Here is a 21,978-nt window from a genome sequence, read left to right as displayed (position 1 = left end):
GGTCACGTCCTTGCGAGGGCGAGAATGGCTTCGGCGGCGGCGTCCGTTCCCGGCGCCCGTGCCATGGTGGCCGCATTCTCCTTGAGACGAAAGCGCATTTCGCCGTCGGCCATTAGGCCAAGGATGGCGTTTTCCAGTTCATCGTCGCTCCAGCCATCGCGGCTGAGGTGACGGCCGACGCCGGTTTCCTCGGCACGTTGCGCATTGTCGTGCCCGTCCCAGCAATAGGGCATGATCAGCGACGGCACGCCGAAACGCAGAGCTTCGCAAAAGCTGTTGTTGCCGCCGTGATGGATGAAGAGGTCGGATTTCGCAACGACCGATGGCTGCGGAAACCAGGCATCGAGATAGACATTGTCCGGAACCGCGCGATAGGTGTCACGCAGACCGCCGACATTGACGATGAAGCGAGCCGGAAGCCGGTCGAACACGGCGAGCATGCGCTCGATCAGGCCGACATCCATGGCGCCCAGGCTGCCGAAGCTGAGATAGACCAGCGGCCCGTCATTGCGCGGAAAGACCGGCACGTCGAACGGCCCTTCCGAACGGACACAGCCTTCGAGATAGACGAAGCGGGCCGGGTCGAGCGGCTCTGCCCGCTCCCTGCGCACGATCGTCGGCGTCAGCAGCAAATTGAGGTCGGGCGAAGCTTCGAGAAAAAGACCCTTCGGCAAGGACGCAAGACCGGCATCCGCCCGAAGCCGGTTGAAGCGGTCGTGGGCCGGGGCGACCGCTGCCAGGTAACGCGCCTCGAAGGCTGCGCGGCTCGGGTCGTCGGCGGCGAGACCGGAAAGATAAGGCGGTACATCGGGGTCGGGCAACTCGGTCTCGGCGCAGGAGACGACGCGCACCCATGGGCAGCCGGCGGAAGCCAGCGCCGGAAACATGATGACATTGTCGAGCACGACCGCGTCCGGCTTCAGCCGCGCCAGCAATTGGCGCAGCGGCGCCTCGGCATTGACGGCGGTGTCGACAATCGCTTCCCAGGTCGGGGCGACGTAGGTCTCGAGCTGGTCGATCGGGCTCAGCCTGAAATGCGGCAGATGCCGGCGCACGAAAGCCTGCCAATAGCTCTGGCGTTCGCTGTCGGTCAGCGGCTCGTCGGTCGGCAACTGGTATTCCTGAAAACCATAGTCGGCAAACACGCCGGAGAAGCCGGCATGGCAGATGAACACCGGCCGGGCGCCACGAGCGCGCAAGGCCTGCGCGATGCCGACGCAATTGAGCGCCGCGCCAAAGCTCGCTTCGGGAAACAGCGCGATGGTCGGGCTGGCTTTGCGCGTCACTATGGTCCTCGTCAAGCCGGCCGGCTGATCATGCCGAACAATGCGGGGGCCCCGCGACTGGCCGCCTGCGGCCGCTGGCTGCGGGAAAGCCGCAAGTGGACGCGAAGCAGGTCGGCCGCAACCTCATACTGCCGGCTTTCCAATTGGTCGAGTATGGTCAGGTGCTCGCGCAGCGACTGCTTCAGCCGGAAGACGTTGACGCCGGCATAGGTCCCTGGCAGCCGGCGCAGCCTGAGATGGTCGGACAGCGCGTCGGTGACGAACCGGTTGGCGGCGCCATCGGCGATTAGGCCGTGAAAGTCGATGTCCAGGCGCTGGAACTCTTTGGTGTCGAATGCGGCATCGGGCAGCGACAGCAGTGCTTCCATGCCCTGGCGCAATGCCGCCGCGCGGGTCCCGTCCAGCCGGAAGCCAGGCGCCAGAATGGCGGCAGGTTCGAGCAGCAGGCGGAACTCGTAGCTTTCCCCTTGTGCCTCCGGATCATCGGGCGCCCGCCTGAACAGCCAGGACTGACCCGGCGCGCGGTCCAGAAGATTTTCATCTGTCAGTTTCTTTAACGCTTTTAGTACCGTCTTCCGCTCGGCATCATACCGCCGCATCAGCGCGCCGATGGTCACCGTCTGATCCAGCCGGCGCGCCGACCGATCACGCAGGATCATCTCCGCGAGCTCGTCCTCCTCGGTAACAGGCAGATCGGTGGCAAGAGTCGCCTGGCTGGTTAGGTCCACCGCAAGGCGGTAGCCCGATTCAGCCTCCCAGCGCACGACGCCTTTTTCGGTGAGCAGGCGCAATGCGGCCCGCACCGGAGTCCGCGAAACGTTGCAGAGAGACGCGATCTGCTGTTCCGGAAGATGAGCACCGGCTTCGAAGCCGCGTTGCCGGGCCACATCCAGGATGCGCTGAGCGAGATCGAGATGGTTGGTGCGCGGTCGTCTGGCAGCGACTTGCATGGCGATTTCTCATGAACGGACTTGACCGCTGCGGCTTGACCGATCGCCCTTGCAGACACAATCGGCCAGGTTTCGCAGCGATTTTCCAAATTATGGATTGACGTACTTTTTTCTGCAATAGTACTGTCAGGTCAATCGGCAATAAAAAGACCGGGGAACAGGATCGAAGCGGCGGCATGGTCGCAAGCGCTGGTCCAACGATTGATTGAATTCGACGATCAACCAGAATGGGAGTCTGTCATGACCGCCTCAACCCGCCTGCGCCATCCGTTAAAGATATCTTCGATTGCGCTTGGCCTCGCCCTGGCGCTGTCGGCGCCGGCTTCTGCCGCCGACCTCGTCATTTCCAACTGGGATGGCTACATGGCGCCGGATGCCATGGCCGCCTTCAAGGCCGCGACCGGCGTTTCCGGTGAGGTCGTCGTCCACGCCACCAATGAGGAGATCATGGGCAAGCTCGTCGCTTCGGGCGGCAAGGGCTATGACGTGGTCTTCGTCTCCTCGCCCTTCGCCGAAGTGCTGAACAAGCTCGGCCTGATCGAGACGATCGACCACGCCAAGATCCCCAACCTCGCCAATCTTTATCCCGAGGCGGCGAAGCTGCCGCACGACGCCGGCAACAATTTCTCCGTGCCTTACACCTGGGGCACGACCGGCCTTTGCTACCGCTCGGATCTGGTCAAGACCGAGCCGACCAGCTGGAACGATCTTCTCGCCCCATCCGACGCGCTCAAGGGCAAGACCACCATGCTGGCGACAGACCGCTGGCTGCTTGCCGCCGGCCAGCTCGCCAAGGGCTATTCGGTCAACGAGACCGATCCAGCCAAGCTCGCCGAGGTCAAGGACCTGTTGATCTCGGCCAAGAAGACCTTGCTCGCCTATGACGATACCACCTTCTATTCGAAGCTGGTCTCGGGCGAGGCGCTGATGGTGCAGGCATGGGATGGCTGGTGCAATTATGGCATCGCCGAGAAGCCTGAGATCAAATACGTCATCCCCAAGGAGGGTTCGGACCTGTGGGTCGACACGATGGTGGTGATGAAGGCGTCAGCCAACAAGGACGCCGCGTTCCAATTCATCAACTTCATGCTGGACGCCAAGAACCACGCCTGGGCGGCCCAGAACATCGACTACAAGGTGCCGAACAAGCCGGCCATGGAAAGCCTGCCGGCCGATTTCCTTGCCAAGTTTCCCAATATGGGCATGCCGGTGGCCGAGCTCGTCAAGTTCGAGCAGTTGCGTGACGTCGGCGACGCCCAGCGCGACTATTCAAAGATCGTCAGCGAGATCAAGGCCGCGCAGNTCCCAATATGGGCATGCCGGTGGCCGAGCTCGTCAAGTTCGAGCAGTTGCGTGACGTCGGCGACGCCCAGCGCGACTATTCAAAGATCGTCAGCGAGATCAAGGCCGCGCAGTAAAATCGATTACTGGAAGTCAACTTGCGTTCCTTCACGCCCCCCTCTGGCCTGCCGGCCATCTCCCCCTCAAGGGGGGAGATTGGCTGTGGCGTCGCTTTCGCCAATCTTCAATATTTGAAGGTAAGCGAGAGGTTGGAACTGCTAATCTCCCCCCTTGAGGGGGAGATGGCCGGCAGGCCAGAGGGGGGCGCGACTTGACGCAACCTTCCCGCTCCTCCTTGCTGATGGTGCCTGCGCTGGCCTGGCTCACTGCCTTGATGGTGGTGCCATGTGCGCTGGTGCTGGCGCTCGCCTTCTTCCGGCGCGGCATCTATGGCGGCATAGAATACACCTTCACGCTGGAGAATTTCGGGCTGGTGTTCGATCCGCTCTATGCCGGCATCTTTCTCAATTCGGCACGCATCGCCGGCACGGCAACGCTGATCGCGGTGGTGATCGGCTATGCCGCGGCCTATGCGATCGCGGCAGCACCCCGCCGGTGGCAGCCGGTGTTCTTGTTCTTCGCCGTGCTGCCGTTCTGGTCGAACTACCTGATCCGCACCTATGCCTGGATCGTGCTGCTCAACCGCGAGGGCCTGATCACCCAGCTCTTGCGCTGGCTTGGCTACACCGGCGAGCCGCCGTCGATGCTTTATACCGAAGGCGCCGTCATCGCCGGTCTGGTTTACAATTATTTGCCCTTCGTCATCCTGGCCTGCTACGCGCCGCTGTCGCGGCTCAACCCGGAGCTCGCTGAAGCCTCGCGCGACCTTGGCGCTTCGGCCATGACAACATTTCGCCGGGTCATTCTGCCGTTGACGGTGCCGGGTATCGCCGCCGGGGCGGTTTTCGTCTTCGTGCTGTCGATCGGCAATTTCGTCACGCCGGCGCTGCTCGGCGGCGGTCGCTTCCAGATGATCGGCAATCTCGTCTACGACCAGTTCCTGACCGCCAATGACTGGCCCTTCGGCGCGGCGCTGGCGATGGCGCTGATCGCTATCATGCTGCTGGTGCTGACGGCGCAGGCCCTAGCCGCCGATCGCGCCTCGGGCCGTATCGCCGAAGCGAAAGGACGCGTCAATGGCTGAGCGGTCCCCCGCCACGCGGCGCATGCTCTGGCTCGCGCTTTCGCTCGTCTTCGCCTTCCTCTACATTCCGATCGCCGTGCTGGTGGCGCTATCCTTCAACCAAGGCGGGCTGCCGACCGTTTGGTCGGGCTTTTCGCTGAAATGGTATGCCTCGCTCGCCGGCAATTCCGCGATCCTGTCCGCCGCCCTCAACACGCTGATCGTGGCGCTTGTCTCGACCGCAATCGCCACGCTGCTCGGCACGCTGCTGGCGATCGGCGTCGAAATGCGCCGGCAGTATGGGAGAGGCCTTGAGGCGCTGATCTTCGCGCCGATGATCATTCCCGACATCGTGCTGGCGATCGCGCTGCTCAGCTTCTTCTCCATGCTCGATTTCACCCTGGGCCTGCACACCATCATCCTCGCCCATGTCGTGTTCAACCTCGCCTTCGTCTGCTCGGTGGTGCGCGCCCGGCTGAAAAGCTTCGACTGGTCGATCGTCGAGGCCTCCGCCGATCTCGGCGCTTCCGCGCTCACCACCTTCAGGCGGGTGACATTGCCGGTCATCCTGCCGGCGGTGGTCGCTGGTGCGCTGCTCGCCTTCACGCTCTCGGTCGACGAATTCATCATCGCCTTCTTCACATCAGGCGCCGGCCGCGCCTCGACCACGCTGCCGATGCAGATCTATTCGATGATCCGCTTCGGCATCACGCCGGAGATCAACGCATTGGCGACCATCGTCATGGCGGTCAGTATCACAGCGCTGACCCTGTCGCAGCGGCTCAACCGTGGGGTGATCGGCCAATGAGCGAGCCGCGCACGCTGCTGGCGATCGACAAGGTGTCGAAGAACTTCGGCCGGGTGACCGCCGTCGACGGCATATCGCTCGACATCCGCGAGAACGAGTTCTTCGCCCTGCTCGGACCTTCGGGCTGCGGCAAGACCACGCTGCTGCGCATGCTGGCCGGCTTTGAGACGCCCAATGACGGCCGCATCCTGCTCGACGGCCGCGACATCGCCAGGACCCCGCCCAACAAGCGGCCGGTCAATCTGATGTTCCAGTCCTATGCGCTGTTTCCGCATATGAGCGTCAGGGCCAATGTTTCCTACGGCCTCGAAATGGAACGCTTGCCGGCAAAGGAAATCCGCTCCCGTGTCGACGCCATCCTGGCGACGACCGAGCTCGTTGCCTTCGCCGACCGCAAGCCGGAGCAATTGTCGGGCGGCCAGAAGCAGCGGGTTGCGCTTGCCCGCGCGCTGGTCAAGCGTCCCCGGCTGCTGCTGCTCGACGAGCCGCTCGGCGCGCTCGACAAGAAATTGCGCGGCGCCATGCAGCTCGAGTTGAAGCGCCTGCAGCACGAGGTCGGCATCACCTTCGTCATCGTCACCCATGACCAGGAAGAATCGCTTGTCATGGCCGACCGCATGGCCGTGCTCAGGGACGGCAAGCTGCTGCAATGCGATACACCGCACGCGGTATACGAGTATCCGGCCGATCGTTTCGTTGCCGACTTCATCGGCGTGATGAATTTCGTGCCGGGCAAGGCTGCCGGCGACGGCGTGCTGGCGGCCAACGGCGCGCGGATATCAGGCCGGGTTCCCGCAACACTTATCCCCGGCGCTGCGGCGGTCGCATCAGTGCGGCCCGAACGCATCCGGCTGTTCCCGTCGCCAGAAACGGCCAACCGTGTTGCCGGCACCGTCGAGGCGTTGGCCTATCAGGGGCTCGACCTGCAGCTGCATGTCCGCACCGCCCTGTCGCCAAAGCCGTTCCTGGTGCGCGTTACCGCCGACGCCGCCGACCGACGCCCAGTTGCGTCAGGTGATGCGGTCGAGCTCGGCTGGGACGCCGCCGACGTCAGAATTTTCGCAGATTGATTGAAGGAGAAGCTGTCATGGCGCAGAAGACGATCGCGTTTTTTCCGGAAGCGGCCTATGGCCCGGCGCTCAATTCCGTCGGCATCGCCCAGGCGGTCGAGGCACGCGGCCACAGAGCGGTGTTCCTGTCGGATCCCGGCTTTGTCGACGTCTACAAGGGCTACGGCTTCGAGGCTCATCCGGTGAACCTGTCCGAACCGATGCCGCCCGAACAGATGGCCAAGTTCTGGGAAGACTTCATCAACGGCCACATCCCGAACTTCCGCAAATCGCCCTACGACCAGGTCGACAATTACGTGAAGGATTGCTGGACGGCGATCGTCGACAGCGCCAAATGGGCTGAGAAGGACCTGCCCGGTGTGCTTGCGACGATCAAGCCCGACGTCATCTGCGTCGACAACGTCATCCTGTTCCCGGCGATCAAGCAGTATGGCAAGCCATGGGTGCGCGTCATCTCCTGCTCGGAGAACGAGATCGAGGACGAGGATATCCCGCCGCATCTGTCCGGCTGCGGCGAGAACGACCACGCCTGCCATCAGCGCTATCGCGACCATTTCAACACGGTCATCAAGCCGATCCACGACGACTTCAACGCGTTCCTGATTGCTAACAACGAAGCGCCTTATCCAATCGGCCAGTTCTTCGAGGCCTCGCCCTACCTCAATTTGCTGCTCTATCCCGAGGCGGCAAAGTTCAAGCGCCGCCATCCGCTCGACCCGGCAAAATTCCAGTACCTGGAAGGCTGCGTGCGGCAGGAGAAACCCTACACGGTGCCGACTTTTACGAAGAATAACTACGGGCCGCTGCTCTACGTTTCCTTCGGCAGCCTTGGCGCCGGTGATGTCGACCTCCTGAAGCGCATTATCGCGACGCTAGGCAAGACGCGCTACCGGGCGCTGGTCAATGTCGGCGGCTACAAGGACCAGTACGCACAAGTGCCCGAAAACGTCATCGTCGAGAGCTGGTTTCCACAGCCCTCGGTCATCCCGCAGGTCGATGCGGTGATCCACCATGGCGGCAACAACTCATTCACCGAGTGCCTCTATTTCGGCAAGCCGGCGATCATCATGCCCTATGTCTGGGACGGCCACGACAACGCGACGCGGGTCGAGGAAACCGGCCACGGCTTCGGCATGCCGCGCTACGACTGGAGCGACGCCGCGCTGATCGCGAAGATCGAAACCTGCCTGACGGACCCCAAGATGAAGGCCAAGCTGGCGAAAACCTCGGCGCAGATGCAGTCGCAGAACGGCCCGGAGAAAGCGGCGGGGCTGTTGGAGCAACTTCTATGAGCGCGATGTTTGACGTGCGGAGCCAAGGCACCCCCCTCTGGCCTGCCGGCCATCTCCCCCTCAAGGGGGGAGATTGGATGTCACCTCGGCTTTCGCCAATCACCAACATCGCAGGAGTGAACAGGGCGCCGAAGCTGCTAATCTCCCCCCTTGAGGGGGAGATGTCCGGCAGGACAGAGGGGGGCGCCGTAGAGCGAAGCCATCTCGAAAATGAGCGTCGAACCGGAGCACCCGCATGACCTCCTCCGCGCCGCATCTCCACCAGGCCTCGACCCGCACCGACCTTGTCGACTGGGGCGCCCAGCCCGACGCGCTGGAAGGCGCGTCCCACTCCACCGGCAGGCTCGCCCACAAGGGACCGAACAACCAGCCGGAATCCGGCATTTGGGTCTGCACGCCCGGCCGCTGGCGTCTGGCGATTCCGCGCGACGAATTGTGCCATTTCGTTGCCGGCCGCGCGACCTACAGATCGGACGACGGCGAGGTGATAGAAATCTCCGCCGCCACGCTTGTCATGTTCCCGGCCGGTTGGACCGGCGAATGCACCGTCCATGAGACCATCCGCAACGTCTACATGCTGGCCTGACTCACGCCTGCCGCACTGGAGCTTCACGAAATGCCAACGCCAATCATGAAATCGCCGCTCGCCATCACCGACCTCGTCGACTGGGGCGTCATTCCCACCATGATCGAGGGCGAATCCCGCACCTCCGGCAAGCTGCTGCACAAGGGGCCGGACGGTCGCTCCGAATGCGGGCTGTGGGTCTGCACCCCGGGCAAATGGCACTGCCACGTCACCCGCGACGAGTTCTGCCACTTCCTCGAGGGCCGCTGCACCTATGTGCATGAATCCGGCGAGGTGATCGAGATCGAGCCGGACACGGCGGCATACTTTCCGCAGGACTGGAAAGGCGTCTGCACCGTCCATGAGACGATCAAGAAGGTCTACATGATCCGCTGAGCGGGTTTGAAAGGAAGACCATGGAATTCTTCGCTGACCGGCCGGCTTTCTTCGTCAATCCGGATTATCGGCCGATGACCGGTGCAGCAAAACCGGTGATCGATCCGGCGACGCTCGAAACCGTGGGCGCCATCGCTGCCGCAGCCGATGGCGAGATCGACGCTGTGCTCACCGCGGCGACCAAGGCGCAAGCGGCTTGGAAAAAACTCGACGCCAAGAGCCGTGCCAAGCATCTGCATGCAGTAGCCAATGCCATCGAGGCGGCCGATTTCACGCGTTGCGCCGAGCTGATGGTGCGCGAGATGGGCAAGCCCTATCCGGAAGCGATTGGCGAGATCGCCAATTGCGCGCCGATCTTCCGCTACTACGCCGAGATGGCGCGCGACGATGCCGGCAAGATTGCTGGCACGACGCAGGCCGGTTCGTTCCAGTATGCGCGCTACGAGCCCTACGGCACGTCGGTGCACATCATGCCCTACAATTTCCCGATCCTGCTGATGTGCTGGACCGTCGCCGCCTCGCTTGCCGCCGGCAATGCCTGCGTGATCAAGCCGGCTGAAGCGACGACATTGTCGACGCTGGATTACATGACCGTGTTCCGCTCCCTGCCTGATGGCTTGGTTTCCTGCCTGCCCGGCGGGGCGGCCACCGCGCAGGCGCTGATCGCTTCGGACCGTACCCACGCGGTCGCCTTCACCGGTTCGGTCGCCGCCGGCAAGGCTGTCGCCGTCGCCTGCGCCGAACGCATGAAACCCTGCGTCATCGAGGCGGGTGGCAGCGACCCGATGATCATCAGCCAACACGCCCTGCTGGACGTCGCAGCCGCCGGCAGCGTCACTGCCGCATTCCATCTTACGGGCCAGGTCTGCACCTCGGCCGAACGCTTTTTCGTCGTCGATGCCGTTCACGATCGCTTTGTCGAGCTGTTTGCCGAGAAGACACGTGCGCTGCGCATCGGCAACGGCCTCGACAAGACCGAGATCGGACCGCTGGTCAGCGAGGCGGCGCGGGCAAAAGTCATGCGGCTGGTCGACGATGCGATCCGTAACGGCGCCAAGGCGGTCACCGGCGGGCGCATTCCGCCGGCGCACAATGTCGGCTGGTTCTACGAGCCGACGATCCTGACCGGCGTCACCCCCGATATGGCGATCGTGCGCGAAGAGTGTTTCGGACCGGTCGCCGCGATCTGCCGGGTCAAGGATTTCGACGAGGCGATAAAGCTTGCCAATGACAGCCCGTTCGGGCTCGGCGCCTCGGTCTTCACCAGCGACCTTGCCGAGGCGCATGAGGCTGCGGAGCGGCTCGAAGCCGGCATGGTCTGGGTCAACAATCCGCTGATCGACAATGACGCGCTGCCTTTCGGCGGCTGGAAGGCATCGGGCCTTGGCCGCGAGCTTGGACGCCAGGGGCTCGATGCCTTCCGCCGTTCGAAGATGGTGATCATCGACCACAAGCCGGCGATCCAGGACTGGTGGTATCCTTATCCCGACAGCTGGTTCCGCGAGGCCGGCGGACGCAAGCACGTATGAGGTGCGAACGGCTGCGTCAGCCGATGCTCTCGCCGCCGTCAATCACCAGCGCCTGGCCGGTCATGAAGGACGAGCGATCGGAGACGAGGAACAGGATCGCTTCGGCTATCTCTTCCGCCGCGGCCCAGCGCTGCATGGGGATCTTGGTGCGGACATAATTTTCGATCGCGTCGCGCCCGCCCATCTGGGCGATGAACGGCTCGTTGAAGGGCGTGTCGACCCAGCCCGGACAGAGTGCGTTGACGCGGACATTGTGCTTGGCATAGTCGAGCGACATCTGCCGGGTCATCGCCACCACGGCATGCTTTGAGGTTGCGTAGGCGATCATCTCGCGGTCGTAGAACACACCCGAATTCGAAGCGGTATTCAGGATGACACCGCCGCCCTGTTCGATCATCGCCGGCATGACGAGCCTGGCGGCGAGGAACTGCGCCCGCACATTGATCCGCCACGAGGCATCCATGCCGTCGAGGCCGACTTCGGTCAGCGTGCCGCCGACCTGGACCCCGGCATGATTGTGCAGGATATCGATCCGACCATAATTGTCGAGCGCTCCAGCGATGAGCTGCTCGACCGCCGCGTCGTCGCCGACATCGGTCGCGACCGCCTCGGCCCGTCCACCGGCGGCACGGATATCGGAAGCCGTGGCTTCGCCGGCAGCCTGATCCCTGTCGGCGATCACCACCACCGCGCCTTCCCTGGCCATGATCATGGCACCGGCGCGCCCGATGCCCGACCCGGCGCCGGTCACCACGGCGATGCGATCTTTCAGAATCATGATGCGACTTTCAGTTTGATGGTTTGCGTTGGCGCAATTGCCATTGGGCAAGCACCACAAGCAGAACGGAGGCGACGAGGACGATCGTCGCGATGGCTTTGATTTCCGGCGTCACGCCGCGCCGGATCGAGGCAAAGACGTAGATCGGCAACGTCGTCTGCGCGCCGGCGACGAAGAAGGCGACGATGAAATCGTCGAAGGAGAAGGTGAAGGCGAGCAGGAAGCCGGCGATCACCGCCGGCATGATCTGCGGCAACACGATCGAGCGGAATGTCGTCAGCGGGGTGGCGTAAAGATCGCTCGAGGCCTCGACCAGATTGCGGTCGAGGCTGCCGAGCCGTGTGCCGACGATCATCGCCACCAGCGCCATCGAAAACAGGCCGTGCGCGGCGATGATCGAGCCGTAGCCGAGCGCCAGGCGTGGCGGCTGGTCGTTCGGCCACAGCGAAGCGAGAAACGGATTGACGACCCCAAACAGTTGCACGAGCGCGACCAGCGTGGAGATGCCGATGACGACGCCTGGAACGACGATCGCAGCGCCGAGAAGTGCGTCGAAGATGGCTCGTGTCCGCGCGCCGACACGCGCCAAGCCAAGCGCCGCCGCCGTGCCGCACAGTGCTGCGAGCAAGGCGCTGGTGGTGGCAATGAACAGGCTGTTCTTCAGCGCTTCGATCAGGAACGGGTTCGACAGCGCCTTGCCATACCATTGCACCGAGAAGCCGGTGAACTCGCTGGCGTGGCGGCCCGCATTGAAGGAGAACAGCACCACCAGCGCGATCGGCAGGTAGAGAAATGCGAAGACCGCGACGACGAAGGCGCGCATCAGATCAGGTCCACCCGGCGGGCACCCGAAAGCCGGGTCGAAATGCGGTTGGCGACAAGCAGCACCACCACCGAAACCAGAACCAGCGTGATCGCGATTGCCGATCCGAACGGCCAGTTGCGCGATTGCAGGAACAGATCGACCAGCGCGTTGCCGATGAAGAAGACCTTGCCGCCGCCGAGCAGCGTCGGGATCAGATATTCGCCAAGCAGCAGGATCATGACCAGCGAGAAGCCGGTCATCACACCTGGCAGCGACAACCTGAGCGTCACGCCAAGGAAGGTCGAGATCGGCGTTGCACCGAGATCGGCGGAGGCTTCCAGCAGCCGGCGATCGAGCCGCTCGAGGCTGACATAGATCGGCAGGATCATCAGCGGCAGATAGCCGTAGACAATGCCGAGCAGGACCGCGCCCGGCGTGTTGATCAGCCGCACGTCGTCGAACCCGACATAGGCCAGTAATGCCGGAATGCCGCGCCCGCCCAGAACATACATCCAGGCGTAGGTTCGCATCAGCAGGCTGGTCCAGAACGGAATGACGACGAGCGCAAGCAGGATAAGCCGCCATCGCTCCGGCGCCCGCAAGGCGAGGTAATAGGCGACCGGATAGGCGACGAGCAGACAGGCCAAGGCGCCCGCTGGCGCCAGCACCATCGTGTTCCAGAAGGCGGTCGCCCGTGCCGGAAGATTGGCATATTGCGTGAGCGTGAAAGCAGCCTGATAGCCGCCTTCAGGCGCCCGCTCGCCGACGCTGAAGACGGCGATCGCGACGAATGGCAGGACCAGAAACACCACCAGCCAAGCGGTTGCTGGACCGAGCAGCAGCGCGGTCAGCAGATTATGACGAAGGACATTTCTGCGCATTGAAAAATCGCCCCGGTGCCGGCGGACATCTGCCCGCCGGGTGAGTTGCCTGCATCGGACCTATGGCCGGTTCAAGCCGACTTGAAGCGTGCCATCAGTTCGGCGCGGGCCGGATCGGTCAGCGTTGCAGCCGCACCGAATTCCAGCGGAGTCAACAGTTCCGCCGCGGGGTAGAGGATCGGATTGTCCAGCACCTCCTTGGGCAGCAGCGCGTTGACCCGCGCGTCGGTGGAAGGCGCACCATTGGCCAGGTGCTCCTTGACCGCGACCTTCGGGTCCATCAGGTAGTTGAGCAGGGCATAGCCGGCGGGCTTATTGGGCGCGTCCTTCGGAATGGCGTAGAAGTCGGTCCAGATCTCGCCGCCCTCCTTGCCAAGCACATAAGCGATCTCGGGAATGTCGCGGTGGAGCTGCGCCCCGTCATTGGTCCAGCACATCGTCATCCAGGCGTCGCCGGCACGCATCGACGGCTGGTAATCGCTGGAAACGGCAAACAGGTGCGGCTTGACCTTCAGCAGCAGTTCCTCCGCCTTGGCGAGTTCGTCCTGCTTCAGTGAGTTGAACGAGAAGCCGTAATATTTCAGCGCATTGCCGATCGTGGTGAGCTGGTAGTCATGGACCATGGTCCGGCCGTCGCCGTCCGCCATGGCCGTGTCCCAGAATTCCTTCCAGCTCGTGATCGGCTTGGTGAGCTTCTTGGTGTTGACTGCAAATCCGGTGGTGCCCCAGTTCTTCGGCACAGCGTAGGTCGCGCCGTCGATCGTGCCTTCCCCAGTGAAGCGCGGGTCCTGTTGCGAGCCGTCGAAATTGGCAAGCTTGGCCATGTCGAGCGTTTCGATGATGTCGAGCTTCTTGTAGGTGGAGATCGTGTAGTTGGTCGGCACGAAAAGGCTCCAGCCCGAGGCGCCAGCCTGCAGCTTGGCCAGCATCTCCTCGTTTGACCCGAACACATTGACCTCGACAGCAACGCCGGTCTCCGCCTTGAAATTCTCGAACGTCGCCGGGTCATGATAATTGGGCCAGGTGGCGATCGACATGCGGTCGCCAAGACCCTCCTGGGCGAAGGCGGGCGAGGGCATGATGCCGAGTTCGCGGGCCATCACCGCCGTTGCCACGCCAAGACCGGTGAGGCCAAGGAACTCACGGCGGCCGATCGAACCGCGCTTGAGGCGCATCAAATGGTCGACGAATTTTTCGGGGTTTATCGGCAGTCCGTCACGATATGATTTCGACATGTTTGTTTTCCCTCTGGTTGGTCCCGTTGTTCTTGGGGTCCGGGAACGCGAGCGGCGTTCCTGATGTAAAGCCGATGGCGACGGGTTCACCCGGCTTGAAGAGATTTCGACCGCCGATCAGGTGATCGGCCTTGGCGAGCAGCGTTCCGATACCGCCGACCTCGATCGCATATTCCGCGGTCGAGCCAAGAAAGATCCGGTTGCGGACAATGCCGTTCAGCCGACCGCTTCCCGGCGCGCCGAGGCTTAGGGCTTCAGGACGCAGGCTGACGGCAACGGCTTCGTCCTGGCGCAGCGAAGTCCGTTTGCGCGCGGCAATGACGGTGCCGTCGGCAAGCGCCACCTCGACGAGGTCGCCCGAGTGCCCGGCGACCTTGCCGCTCAACAGATTGGTCTTGCCGACGAAGTCGGCGACGAAGAGGTCGGCGGGCTCGTCATAGATTTCGCTTGGCTGCCCGAGCTGGACGATGCGCCCGCCATTCATGACGCAGACGAAATCGCTCATCGACAGTGCTTCTTCCTGGTCGTGCGTGACAAGGACGAAGGTGATGCCGATCTCGCGCTGCAGGTTCTGCAGCTCTATCTGCATGTCGGTGCGCAGCTTCTTGTCGAGCGCCGCCAGCGGCTCGTCGAGCAGCAGCACCGCCGGCTTGTTGACCAGCGCCCGCGCCAGGGCGACACGCTGCTGCTGGCCGCCGGAAAGCTCGTGGATCTTGCGGCGGCCGTAGCCGGCAAGCCGCACCATGGCGAGCGCCTCGCCTGCTCTCAGGCTGATCTCCCGCGACGACAGCCGCGGCCTTGCCTGGCGCAGCCCGTAGGCGATGTTGTCCTCGACATCCAGATGCGGAAACAGCGCATATTGCTGGAACACCATGTTGACCGGCCGCCGGTAGGGCGGCGTGCCGGCCATGTCGCGGCCGCGGATGAAGACCGCGCCTTCGCTCGGCTGTTCGAAGCCGCCGATCATGCGCAGGCAGGTTGTCTTGCCGCAGCCGGACGGCCCGAGCAAGGCGACAAAGGCAGACGGCGGGATGGCTAGATCGATGCCGCTGACCGCAGTCACGCTGCCGTAGCGTTTGGTGACCCCGCGAAACTCGATATCTGGCACTGCGGTCAAAGCTGCGGGCTCCAGCGAAGGCGATTTTCAAGACGCTATCAGAGCCAACGGTGACTAGTATATACCTCGCAGGTGGTATATTTGGTCTATTTTCTCGTTTAAAGGGGTATAAATTGAGCGGATCGCGCGGCGACGAATACAATCAGCTCGCTGCGCTCATCGCGGCGACACGGGAGACGAGCGGCGAGCTTTTCGGCAAGGCGATGGTCGCCTGGCTCCGGCGGCATGTCAGCTTCGATCACTGTGTGATCTTCGGCTATCGCGGCGCCTCGCGCCCGCCGCTGCTGTTCGAGACGTTCTCGCCGGCCGAAAGCCACGTCTTCGTCGCGCTCTATCAGGAAGGGCCTTATCTGCTCGACCCGTTCCATCACGCAGCGGTCGAGCGAAAGGAAGGTTTTTGGCGCATGCGCGAGCTGGCGCCGGACCGCTTCTATGCCAGCGAATATTATCGCTCCTACTATAGCCAGACCAAGCTGGCCGAGGAGGTCGGCTTCTTCGTGCCGCTTAAGGGAAAGGACGCGCTGGTGGTCTCGCTGATGCGATTGCACGCTTCGGGACCATTCGGAACCGCCGACGCCAGGTTGCTGCGTGACATGGCGCCGGCGGTGATCGGTCTCGCCAGGCTGCGCTGGCCGGCCCTTCCGGCCGACCAACCGGCAGCGACGAAGCAGGACGAGGCGATTGCGCCGGTCAACGAGTTCGAGCGTGCTCATATCTGGAAGAGCCTTTCGCTCACGCCGCGCGAAAAGCATGTCGTCGATCTGGTGCTTCAGGGCCATTCGACGGAATCGATAGCCAGGGCGATGCGCATCGTGCCGGGAACCGTAAAGGTCCACCGCCGCAACATCTATCGCAAGCTCAAGATCAAATCGCAGGCTGGTCTCTTCGCGCGTTTCGTCGAGATCATCGACGCGCGGATTCGGTAATCCACGATTTCGAAATGGCCTCGCTCAAGCAGTTTAGCTGGCAGCGCTTTCCCAGGAGCCGGTTTCAGCCATCCGCCTGAGCAGGGGCGCCGGCTTGAAAACATCCTTGCCGGTCCGCTCGTGCCAGTGGTCGAGCCGCCCGATGATCTTGTCGATCCCTTCGAGACCGGCCCAGAACATCGGCCCGCCCTTGCCTACCGGAAAGCCATAGCCGTTGACCCAGACGACATCGATGTCGGAGGCGCGGGCGGCAATTTTCTCCTCGAGGATCTTGGCCCCTTCATTGACCATGGGATAGAGCGTCCGCTCGATGATCTCGTCAACACCAATCGTGCGCGGCGCGATACCCTTCTCGGCAGCCTTGTCGCGGATCAGCGCTTCGACGTGCGGATTGGGAGCCGGTGTGCGTGAGCCATTCTCGTAGCGGTAGAAACCGCTGCCGGTCTTCTGGCCGAAATGCCCCTGTTCGCACAGTGTGTCGGCGATTATTGCCGTCTGGCCGCGCGCCTTGCGGTTGCGCCAGCCTATGTCGAGGCCGGCGAGATCGCCCATCTGGAACGGCCCCGTCGGCCAGCCGAAATCGGTGAACGCCTGGTCGATCTGCTGTGGCGTTGCACCTTCCAGCAAAAGCGCCTCGGATTCCGAACCGCGCGCGGCCAGCATTCGGTTGCCGACGAAGCCGTGGCAGACGCCGACGACGACCGGCACCTTACCGATCCGCCGTGCCAGCTCGACGATTGTCGCCAGCGCATCGGGCGCGGTCTTCTCGGCGCGCACGATCTCCAGCAGCTTCATGACGTTGGCCGGCGAAAAGAAATGCATGCCGACGACATCCTGCGGGCGCGACGTCGAGGCGGCGATTTCGTTGACGTCGAGATAGGAGGTGTTGGTGGCGAGGATCGCGCCCGGTTTGGCCACCGCGTCTAGCCTGCCGAACACCTCGCGCTTGACCGCCATCTCCTCGAACACGGCCTCGACGATCAGGTCGCAATCGGCGAGGTCGCCATAGTCGGTGGAACCCTCGAACAGGCCGAGCCGCTGACGCTTGGCGTCTTCGCTCAGCGAACCGCGCGCGACCGAGACGGCATAATTCTTCTCGATCGTCGCCAGCCCGCGTTGCAGCGCTTCCTGCGTTGATTCCAGCAAGGTCACGGGGTAGCCGCCATTGGCGAACGCCATGGCGATGCCGCCGCCCATCGTGCCGGCGCCGATGACGCCGACCCGCGCGATCTTGCGCCTGACGATATCTTTAGCCCCAACCTTCGCCGCCTCGCGCTCGGCGAAGAACAGATGGCGCTGAGCGCGCGATTGGTCACCAGCAACGAGTTTGACGAACAGTTCGCGTTCCGCCGCCAGCGCCTCGTCGAACGGCAGCGTGATGGCGTTGCGAACCGACTGCGCGCAGGCGATCGGCGCTTCGAGCCCGCGCGCCTTTTTGGCAAGCTCCGCCGCTTGCTTGTCGAATTCAGGCAATTCCGCCCGGTCGAGACGGCCGTCACGGTGGCGCACCGGCGTGAACGGTCCGCCCCTGCCAACCATTTCGCTAGCGAAACGAACTGCCTGCGCAGTCAGGCCATCCTCGAAGACGGCGTCCACCAGCCCGGCGGCGAGCGCCTCTGCCGCACCGATCGGCGTGCCCGAAACGATCATGCTGAGCGCCTTCAGCGCGCCGACGAGACGCGGCAGCCGAACCGTGCCGCCACCGCCCGGCAGCAAGCCGAGCTTGACTTCCGGCAGGCCGAGCTTGGCGCCGGTATCCGCAACGCGAAAATGGCAACCAAGCGCCAGTTCCAGGCCACCCCCCAACGCGGTGCCGTGAATGGCGGCAACCGTCGGCTTGGCGATGGTTTCCAGCACGGCAATGATGGCGCGCAAATCCGGCTGCTGCACCGGCTTGCCGAATTCGGTGATGTCGGCGCCGGCGACAAAGGTCCGCCCGGCGCAAGCGATGACGATGGCCGCGACATCTGGCTCTTCCCGCAAGGAGAAAAGCGCCTGCATCAGCGGCTCGCGAACATGGAAGCTAAGCGCGTTGACCGGCGGATTGTCGATGGTCACGACCGCAATGCGGCCGTCCCTTGTAACGCTCACGAAATTGGGCACGCAACCTCTCGCAAAATGATGTTCGCCGAACGATTTAAAGGGCCGATGCCCGGATGGGAACCGTTTTCGCGGAAAGGCTCCAGGCTGTTGTGGTGATCCTTCGCGCCCCCCTCTGCCCTGCCGGGCATCTCCCCCACAAGTGGGGAGGTCGGCTGCTTCGCCCGCACCGCTCGCCCTGCAACGTCGGCGTTCTTACTGCTGAGGCGTTTGCGATTGGCGAAAGCGGCTGTGTGCGCAATCTCCCCCCAAGTGGGGGAGATGCCCGGCAGGGCAGAGGGGGGCGCTGTCCCGCCGGCATCAAAAGATTCTGCACCGCCTGGCGAAAGAACTAGCGCAGCGCTTTCTGGCCGCCCGCGGCGGTGATGACGCCGACGATGATCAGTCCGGTCAGCAGCAGCCGGACGCCGGCGCTGACGCCGAACGTGTTGAGCATGGTCAGGAGCAGGACCAGGAACAGCGCCGCGCCCCAGACACCCGGCACATTGGCCTTGCCGCCGGCCACCGACGTGCCGCCGATGACGACGACGGCGATTGAGGCCAGCAGGTACTCGTTGCCGATATCGACATTGGCGCCGCGGAAATAGCCGGCAAGCAGCGCCCCGTCGAGGCCGCCGAGCGCGCCCGACAGCGTGTAGGTGAGGAAGCGGATGCGGCCAACATTGATGCCGGCAAACCACGCGGCGCGGATGTTCTGGCCGATCGCCAGCACAGAGCGGCCATAGATCATGCGCTGTAGCGCGATGGCAGCGCCGATGGTGAACAGCACGGTGAGGATCGCCAGGATCGGAATGCCCAGAATCTGCCAGTTGGTAAAACTGGCGAAGCCCGGCGGCGGCTTGATCTGCAAGCCGCGACCATAGCTGATGTCGATCGACTGGATAATGAAGCTCGCCGACAATGTGGCGATGATCGGCGGAATGCGCAGCGCCCAGATCAAGAGATAGTTGGCCGCGCCGACCGCCATGCCGCAGGCCACCGCCGCCAGCAGCCCGACGGCGATCATCGCATCATTGCCGTCCATCACCTTCATGGCGACGGCGCTGGCGAGGCCGATATTGGCCGGCAGCGACAGGTCGACATTGCCCGGCCCGAGCGTGATGACGAACATCTGGCCGACACCGACGATGACGGTGAAGACGGCGAGCGAAAGTGCTGCCGTGATCATGCCGCCGCCGCCATATCCGCCGGTGAAGGCAATCGTCGCCAACCACACCAGCAGCGCGCCGATGAAGGACCAGATCCACGGTTTGGCGAGCAGCAATCGCAACGATGCCATCGCTCACCTCTCCCTGCGGCTGATCAGCACCCGGGCCGCCAGCACGATGATCAGGATGGCGCCATTGGCGGCCACCTGCCAATCGGGCGGAATGTGCATGAAGGTCAGCAGTGGCGACGCGGCCAGCGCCAGCGTCAGCGCGCCGATCACCGCGCCGATCGGCGACACCCGGCCGCCGACGAATTCGCCGCCACCGAGGATGACGCCGGCGATCGAAAGCAGCGTGTAGCCATTGCCGATATTGGCGTCGGCCGAGGTGGTGATGCCGATCAAGGCCATGCCGGACAGCACTCCGAACAGGCCGGCGAGTGCAAACAGGATGATCTTGGTCTTGAGCAGCGACCAGCCGGCACGGCTGAGTGCCGCGGCATTGCCGCCCGATCCGCGCAGGATCACGCCATAGGAGGTGCGCATCAGTCCGAAATAAACGACCGCCGCGATCAGCAGCGCGGCAATGATCGGAAAGGGAATGAAAGGCGGCTTGAAAGCCATGAGCGACAGCAACCAGTCCGGCGCCTTGCCGCCGGGCTTCGGCAGGATGAGGATGGCGAGCCCCTGCCAGACAAAACTCATGCCGAGCGTCACCACGATCGAAGGCAGGTTGCGCAGATGGATCAGCGCGCCGAGCAGCGCGTAGACACCGATCGAGCCGAGCAGGATCAAGATGCCGACCAGTGGCGCGTCCTTCAGCCACGTCGCCGTGACGCAGCCGACGAAACCGACGAAGGTGCCGATCGACAGGTCGAGCTCGTTGCCGGCGATGACGAACATCTGCGCGATCGTCGCCAGGGCGATCGGGATCGCCAAATTGAGCATCAGGCTGAAGCCGAAATAGCTGATGGCGCGCGGGTTGAGCCACGCGATCGCCAGCAGCACAAGCACCAGCGATAAAGCCGGCAGCAGGCTGCGCAACAGGCGCGCCCGCGCTAGCCTGTCACGCTCGGCGGAACCTTTGAGGCCGGTCTCGACAGGTGCTGCCGTCATCTCAGGCCGCGTCGCCGAACGAGGACTGGATGATCTTTTCCTCCGTCAGCTCGTCGCGCCCAAGATTGGCGACGATCCGGCCGTTCTTGAAGACGTAGATATGGTGGCAATTGTCGAGCTCTTCGGTTTCCGTGGTGTACCAGAGGAAGGTGCGGCCGCGGCCAGCTTCTTCGCGCACGAGGTCGTAGACCTCGAGCTTGGTGCCGATATCGACCCCCCGCATCGGGTCGTCCATCAGCACGATCTTCGCGTCGGAGCCGAGCGCCCGGGCAAACAAGGCCTTCTGCTGGTTGCCGCCGGACAGCGAGAAGATGTTGTTGTTCATGTCCGGAGTGCGGATGCCGATTTTCCCTCGCCAGAAGTCGGCGAGCTCGGCTTCGCGCTGCGGCGAGATCAGCAGGCCGTTGCGCAATCGCTTCAGCGAGCGGATGCCGATGTTTTGCGCAATCGACCATTGCGGGAAAATCCCGTCCGACTGCCGGTCACCGGCCACTAGCGCTACCGGCGCGGTGACCTCTATGCCGGTTTTAGAGCGCGCCGCAGCGGCGAAGATCGCCAGCAGCAGGTCGGTTTGCCCATGGCCGGCCAGCCCGGCAAGGCCGATGATCTCGCCCGCATGCGCGACAAGCTCGTTGCCGTCCTGCTGCCGCGCTGGGCGGGCCCGGACCCGCAACGGGCCGGTCTCCGGCTTTTGGGTCGCAATTTCGGCCGCGATCTTCTCACGCGCTTCCGCCCCACCCATGGTCGTCACCAGCCTGTCGCGATCGAAAGCCGTTGCCGCATCTGACGCAACGACCTTGCCGTCGCGCATCACCACGATGCGGTCGGCATTCCCGAGCACCTCGCCAAGGACATGCGAGATCAGGATGCAGCTCTTGCCTTCGGCGACAAAGCGCCGGACGAATGCCAGCAGCTGGCCGGCCGTATGCGCGTCGAGCGACGATGTCGGCTCGTCGAGGATGACCAGTTCGAGCGGATCCTGCGTCACAGTGAAGGCACGCGCCACCTCGACCATCTGCCGCCTGCCGATGGAGAGGTCGCCGGCGATATCGGAGGCGGAGATGCTGTGGTCCGGGAAGATCTCGTCGAGCTTGGCCGTGATGAGATCGGCAGCCTTGCGTCGCCAGCCGAGGCCGCGCAATGCCGGGTGGTTGATACGCGTGTTCTCGGCAACGCTGAGGTTCGGGCAGAGCGAGAGTTCCTGGAACACGCAGCGTATGCCGAGCTGTTGGGCGCGCGGCACCGAATAATTGTTCTCGATGCCGCCACGCACTGCGATCTGGCCGCTGTCGGGCACTAGCGTGCCCGCCACCATATGCATGAGCGTCGACTTGCCCGCACCATTGTGGCCGACGAGACCAACGCATTCACCGGCACCGACGTGGAAATCGACGCCGGCGAGGGCACGGACGGCGCCAAAATGTTTTTCGGCGCCGTCCAGCCGGATGATGTCTGCGCCGGCCTCGGGCATCCCTAGCGATATCCGGTCGGCAACGCGTGCGGCATTGGATGT

At 63.6% G+C, this 21,978-nt stretch carries 19 protein-coding genes and 1 pseudogene; 9 read left to right on the top strand and 11 right to left on the bottom strand.

Annotated features, from left to right (window positions below):
- Window positions 1-2 precede the first annotated feature (2 nt).
- Both CIT25_RS13485 and CIT25_RS13480 read right to left on the bottom strand, forming a co-directional pair.
- Window positions 3-1,286 (bottom strand): glycosyltransferase, encoded by a 1,284-nt coding sequence (locus CIT25_RS13485; protein WP_095485126.1) that lies wholly within the window; start codon window positions 1,284-1,286, stop codon window positions 3-5.
- A gap of 11 nt (window positions 1,287-1,297) precedes the next feature.
- Window positions 1,298-2,236 carry a GntR family transcriptional regulator gene (locus CIT25_RS13480; RefSeq protein ID WP_095484970.1) on the bottom strand — a complete coding sequence of 313 codons (939 nt, stop codon included), beginning with the start codon at window positions 2,234-2,236 and terminating at the stop codon, window positions 1,298-1,300.
- Window positions 2,237-2,476: 240 nt separating this feature from the next.
- On the opposite strand from CIT25_RS13480, the pseudogene CIT25_RS13475 reads away from it, so the two are divergent.
- The 8 genes and pseudogenes from CIT25_RS13475 to CIT25_RS13430 all read left to right on the top strand — a co-directional run.
- A pseudogene (locus tag CIT25_RS13475) lies at window positions 2,477-3,538 on the top strand (polyamine ABC transporter substrate-binding protein); the annotation flags it as partial.
- A gap of 340 nt (window positions 3,539-3,878) precedes the next feature.
- A complete protein-coding gene (locus CIT25_RS13465; RefSeq protein ID WP_095484968.1) occupies window positions 3,879-4,721 on the top strand; it encodes an ABC transporter permease in 843 nt (280 codons plus the stop codon).
- The gene (locus CIT25_RS13460; protein ID WP_095484967.1) at window positions 4,714-5,508 is read left to right on the top strand and encodes an ABC transporter permease; all 795 of its coding nucleotides are present in this window, start codon (window positions 4,714-4,716) and stop codon (window positions 5,506-5,508) included. Before CIT25_RS13465 ends, CIT25_RS13460 begins: the two co-directional genes overlap by 8 nt.
- Complete coding sequence (locus CIT25_RS13455; RefSeq protein WP_095484966.1) at window positions 5,505-6,578, top strand: ABC transporter ATP-binding protein; 1,074 nt, start codon at window positions 5,505-5,507, stop codon at window positions 6,576-6,578. Before CIT25_RS13460 ends, CIT25_RS13455 begins: the two co-directional genes overlap by 4 nt.
- A gap of 17 nt (window positions 6,579-6,595) precedes the next feature.
- Complete coding sequence (locus CIT25_RS13450) at window positions 6,596-7,870, top strand: glycosyltransferase (RefSeq protein ID WP_095484965.1); 1,275 nt, start codon at window positions 6,596-6,598, stop codon at window positions 7,868-7,870.
- A 235-nt stretch (window positions 7,871-8,105) separates the two neighbouring features.
- A complete protein-coding gene (locus CIT25_RS13440; protein WP_095484964.1) occupies window positions 8,106-8,456 on the top strand; it encodes a cupin domain-containing protein in 351 nt (116 codons plus the stop codon).
- 30 nt (window positions 8,457-8,486) lie between these two features.
- Entirely contained in the window at window positions 8,487-8,831 is a 345-nt protein-coding gene (locus CIT25_RS13435; protein ID WP_095484963.1) for a cupin domain-containing protein, read from the top strand.
- A 20-nt stretch (window positions 8,832-8,851) separates the two neighbouring features.
- Window positions 8,852-10,360 (top strand): aldehyde dehydrogenase family protein, encoded by a 1,509-nt coding sequence (locus CIT25_RS13430; RefSeq protein WP_095484962.1) that lies wholly within the window; start codon window positions 8,852-8,854, stop codon window positions 10,358-10,360.
- Window positions 10,361-10,376: 16 nt separating this feature from the next.
- Here CIT25_RS13430 and CIT25_RS13425 read toward each other — a convergent pair whose 3' ends face one another.
- The 5 genes from CIT25_RS13425 to CIT25_RS13405 all read right to left on the bottom strand — a co-directional run bounded on the left by CIT25_RS13425 (window position 10,377) and on the right by CIT25_RS13405 (window position 15,176).
- Window positions 10,377-11,138, bottom strand: coding sequence for an SDR family NAD(P)-dependent oxidoreductase (locus CIT25_RS13425; protein WP_095484961.1), 762 nt, complete (start codon window positions 11,136-11,138; stop codon window positions 10,377-10,379).
- A gap of 10 nt (window positions 11,139-11,148) precedes the next feature.
- Window positions 11,149-11,961 (bottom strand): ABC transporter permease, encoded by an 813-nt coding sequence (locus tag CIT25_RS13420; protein ID WP_095484960.1) that lies wholly within the window; start codon window positions 11,959-11,961, stop codon window positions 11,149-11,151.
- Window positions 11,961-12,824: an ABC transporter permease gene (locus CIT25_RS13415; RefSeq protein ID WP_095484959.1), complete on the bottom strand. Its 864-nt coding sequence runs from the start codon at window positions 12,822-12,824 to the stop codon at window positions 11,961-11,963. The genes CIT25_RS13420 and CIT25_RS13415 overlap by 1 nt, the downstream gene beginning before the upstream one ends.
- A 71-nt stretch (window positions 12,825-12,895) precedes the next feature.
- Entirely contained in the window at window positions 12,896-14,059 is a 1,164-nt protein-coding gene (locus tag CIT25_RS13410) for an ABC transporter substrate-binding protein (RefSeq protein WP_095484958.1), read from the bottom strand.
- Window positions 14,040-15,176 carry an ABC transporter ATP-binding protein gene (locus CIT25_RS13405; protein ID WP_095484957.1) on the bottom strand — a complete coding sequence of 379 codons (1,137 nt, stop codon included), beginning with the start codon at window positions 15,174-15,176 and terminating at the stop codon, window positions 14,040-14,042. Before CIT25_RS13405 ends, CIT25_RS13410 begins: the two co-directional genes overlap by 20 nt.
- A 113-nt stretch (window positions 15,177-15,289) precedes the next feature.
- Between CIT25_RS13405 and CIT25_RS13400 the strand changes: the two genes are divergently transcribed.
- A complete protein-coding gene (locus CIT25_RS13400) occupies window positions 15,290-16,102 on the top strand; it encodes a response regulator transcription factor (protein ID WP_095484956.1) in 813 nt (270 codons plus the stop codon).
- 33 nt (window positions 16,103-16,135) lie between these two features.
- Here CIT25_RS13400 and CIT25_RS13395 read toward each other — a convergent pair whose 3' ends face one another.
- From CIT25_RS13395 to CIT25_RS13375, 4 genes are all read right to left on the bottom strand, one after another.
- Window positions 16,136-18,205, bottom strand: coding sequence for a 3-hydroxyacyl-CoA dehydrogenase NAD-binding domain-containing protein (locus CIT25_RS13395; protein ID WP_095484955.1), 2,070 nt, complete (start codon window positions 18,203-18,205; stop codon window positions 16,136-16,138).
- A gap of 328 nt (window positions 18,206-18,533) precedes the next feature.
- On the bottom strand, window positions 18,534-19,481 hold the full coding sequence (locus tag CIT25_RS13385; RefSeq protein ID WP_095484954.1) for an ABC transporter permease: 948 nt from the start codon (window positions 19,479-19,481) through the stop codon (window positions 18,534-18,536).
- A gap of 3 nt (window positions 19,482-19,484) precedes the next feature.
- Complete coding sequence (locus CIT25_RS13380; protein WP_095484953.1) at window positions 19,485-20,465, bottom strand: ABC transporter permease; 981 nt, start codon at window positions 20,463-20,465, stop codon at window positions 19,485-19,487.
- Between the two features lies 1 nt (window position 20,466).
- Window positions 20,467-21,936 carry a sugar ABC transporter ATP-binding protein gene (locus CIT25_RS13375; RefSeq protein WP_095484952.1) on the bottom strand — a complete coding sequence of 490 codons (1,470 nt, stop codon included), beginning with the start codon at window positions 21,934-21,936 and terminating at the stop codon, window positions 20,467-20,469.
- Window positions 21,937-21,978: the final 42 nt, after the last annotated feature.

It is taken from the genome of Mesorhizobium mediterraneum, assembly GCF_002284565.1.
Lineage (GTDB): Bacteria > Pseudomonadota > Alphaproteobacteria > Rhizobiales > Rhizobiaceae > Mesorhizobium > Mesorhizobium mediterraneum.
The sequence above is the reverse complement of the archived record's forward strand: the minus strand, read 5'-3'. Positions and strand labels throughout refer to the sequence as shown.

What these genes read in the sequence shown, in the direction of transcription:
- CIT25_RS13385 (WP_095484954.1), bottom strand. Translation starts at nt 19,481, where the DNA reads ATGGCATCGTTGCGATTGCTGCTCGCCAAACCGTGGATCTGGTCCTTC.
- CIT25_RS13480 (WP_095484970.1), bottom strand. Translation starts at nt 2,236, where the DNA reads ATGCAAGTCGCTGCCAGACGACCGCGCACCAACCATCTCGATCTCGCT.
- CIT25_RS13435 (WP_095484963.1), top strand. Translation starts at nt 8,487, where the DNA reads ATGCCAACGCCAATCATGAAATCGCCGCTCGCCATCACCGACCTCGTC.
- CIT25_RS13415 (WP_095484959.1), bottom strand. Translation starts at nt 12,824, where the DNA reads ATGCGCAGAAATGTCCTTCGTCATAATCTGCTGACCGCGCTGCTGCTC.
- CIT25_RS13465 (WP_095484968.1), top strand. Translation starts at nt 3,879, where the DNA reads ATGGTGCCTGCGCTGGCCTGGCTCACTGCCTTGATGGTGGTGCCATGT.
- CIT25_RS13410 (WP_095484958.1), bottom strand. Translation starts at nt 14,059, where the DNA reads ATGTCGAAATCATATCGTGACGGACTGCCGATAAACCCCGAAAAATTC.
- CIT25_RS13380 (WP_095484953.1), bottom strand. Translation starts at nt 20,465, where the DNA reads ATGACGGCAGCACCTGTCGAGACCGGCCTCAAAGGTTCCGCCGAGCGT.
- CIT25_RS13450 (WP_095484965.1), top strand. Translation starts at nt 6,596, where the DNA reads ATGGCGCAGAAGACGATCGCGTTTTTTCCGGAAGCGGCCTATGGCCCG.
- CIT25_RS13420 (WP_095484960.1), bottom strand. Translation starts at nt 11,961, where the DNA reads ATGCGCGCCTTCGTCGTCGCGGTCTTCGCATTTCTCTACCTGCCGATC.
- CIT25_RS13425 (WP_095484961.1), bottom strand. Translation starts at nt 11,138, where the DNA reads ATGATTCTGAAAGATCGCATCGCCGTGGTGACCGGCGCCGGGTCGGGC.
- CIT25_RS13375 (WP_095484952.1), bottom strand. Translation starts at nt 21,936, where the DNA reads ATGCCCGAGGCCGGCGCAGACATCATCCGGCTGGACGGCGCCGAAAAA.
- CIT25_RS13460 (WP_095484967.1), top strand. Translation starts at nt 4,714, where the DNA reads ATGGCTGAGCGGTCCCCCGCCACGCGGCGCATGCTCTGGCTCGCGCTT.
- CIT25_RS13440 (WP_095484964.1), top strand. Translation starts at nt 8,106, where the DNA reads ATGACCTCCTCCGCGCCGCATCTCCACCAGGCCTCGACCCGCACCGAC.
- CIT25_RS13430 (WP_095484962.1), top strand. Translation starts at nt 8,852, where the DNA reads ATGGAATTCTTCGCTGACCGGCCGGCTTTCTTCGTCAATCCGGATTAT.
- CIT25_RS13455 (WP_095484966.1), top strand. Translation starts at nt 5,505, where the DNA reads ATGAGCGAGCCGCGCACGCTGCTGGCGATCGACAAGGTGTCGAAGAAC.